General features: G+C 47.4%; 1 protein-coding gene. It reads right to left on the bottom strand.

What is annotated here, in order from left to right; all coding sequences use genetic code 11:
- Positions 1-26: 26 nt before the first annotated feature.
- On the bottom strand, positions 27-1,313 hold the full coding sequence (locus G7Y39_RS13355) for a transposase (RefSeq protein WP_165157918.1): 1,287 nt from the start codon (positions 1,311-1,313) through the stop codon (positions 27-29).
- Positions 1,314-1,453: the final 140 nt, after the last annotated feature.

Genomic DNA, 1,453 nt, shown 5'->3' with positions numbered 1-1,453 from the left:
CAATAGTTCGTTAAATTTAGAATGAATCAGGCAGAATCTCGGACTCCGAAAAACAACAAGTTAGGCGGAATCTCATCCGTTAGGATTTGTTTATTTTGCGGATTGCCCGATTTCTGACCCTCAATAAATTCTTTAATATGCTGATACAGCGAGGCATTATGCAGCACTTTCTTGACGGATGCGACCGAGAGCCTGCGTCCGGTCTGCTCTTGTATCTCGTCTGCAATTTTTCTGGCTACATTGACCGCTGTAAGGGAAGCGTTGTATCCAAAGGAAAGCCTGTCGGCATCGGTGGACTGCCAGTCGTCAAGTCCCGTGTTTTGCTTTGCATCGCGAAACAGGAACTCGATTTGAAAACGGGAGTGGTATATGAGAAAGATCTGCGCAGCCTCCAGCGAGAGGTCGGTACTGAAAAGGATTTTCCTGATGGTCTTAGCCCCGCACTTGAAATCGGCGATGACGGCCTTGATTTTCCGTTTGAGGGACTTGCATTTGACTGCGGCGCTGAAAAGAGTCACACTCTCACCATCCACATCAAGAGTCTCCTCTGCGAACACATGTTGGCGGAGATTGTGGATATCGACATCTCCGTCAAGTTCCTTTTTCCTTCCTCGACCACCTTTCTGCGGCCCTGTGTAGAGATAATGCAATACGGCGTCGTCACGCAGCCGGCTCACCACGTCAAAGCCGACAGCCTTGGCTCCGGTTACGAAGTTATAGCTTGCGAAGAGGCAGTCTCCCACAAGAATGCCGGAGATACCGAGGAGTTGCTCTTTATGATCATATATGGTTCTGAGGCACTTCGCTGTCTGATTGTCACGTTTGTCCTTCATGTGTTCAAGGTAAAATGGCGTGCGGCCTCTGCTTTTCTGCGGAAGGGTCTGCTCAGCGAAAATAAACCTCGCGTCGCTTACGCCGGCCACGACCTGCGCGAACCCGAGTATCTCGAGTCCGCGCTTCGTCGCACCGGCACATCCCGACCAATAGTATCCGAGTCCCGGTGTCTTCTTCCCGGATTTTGGAAGATAACTGTGGTCAAGGGCCACAGCGGCTATATGGCAGGAAGTGCCAAGAAGCATGTTCCTGTTGAAAGCGCACCAATCGAACTTTTTCTTGAAGTTCTGCCTGAAACGGCTCTCACAGGAATCTCCGTGCCGTGCCATCGACAGGAAATTCAGCTTTCCGTATATCGTAAGAATCAAAAGCATTGTCTCGATGAAGAAATTTTGAAAACTTTTTCGTACTTTTGTAGTCTGATTAAGCGCAGTAGCGACAATCGAACGTACTTGGTCAAGCGGCTGTATTTTATTCATAACTCTTTGATTTTCAACTATAAAGTTACGAAAAATTCGCCACTTGACCATCTTTTTAGGCGACTATTTTACTGATAATCAAAGGGTTTAATGTGTTTTGTAGCATATCTGCCAAGAATCAAAAAATTAACGAACTATTG

This window comes from Parabacteroides sp. ZJ-118, from assembly GCF_011038785.1.
In the GTDB taxonomy this organism is placed as follows: Bacteria; Bacteroidota; Bacteroidia; order Bacteroidales; family Tannerellaceae; genus Parabacteroides.
The sequence above is the reverse complement of the archived record's forward strand: the minus strand, read 5'-3'. Positions and strand labels throughout refer to the sequence as shown.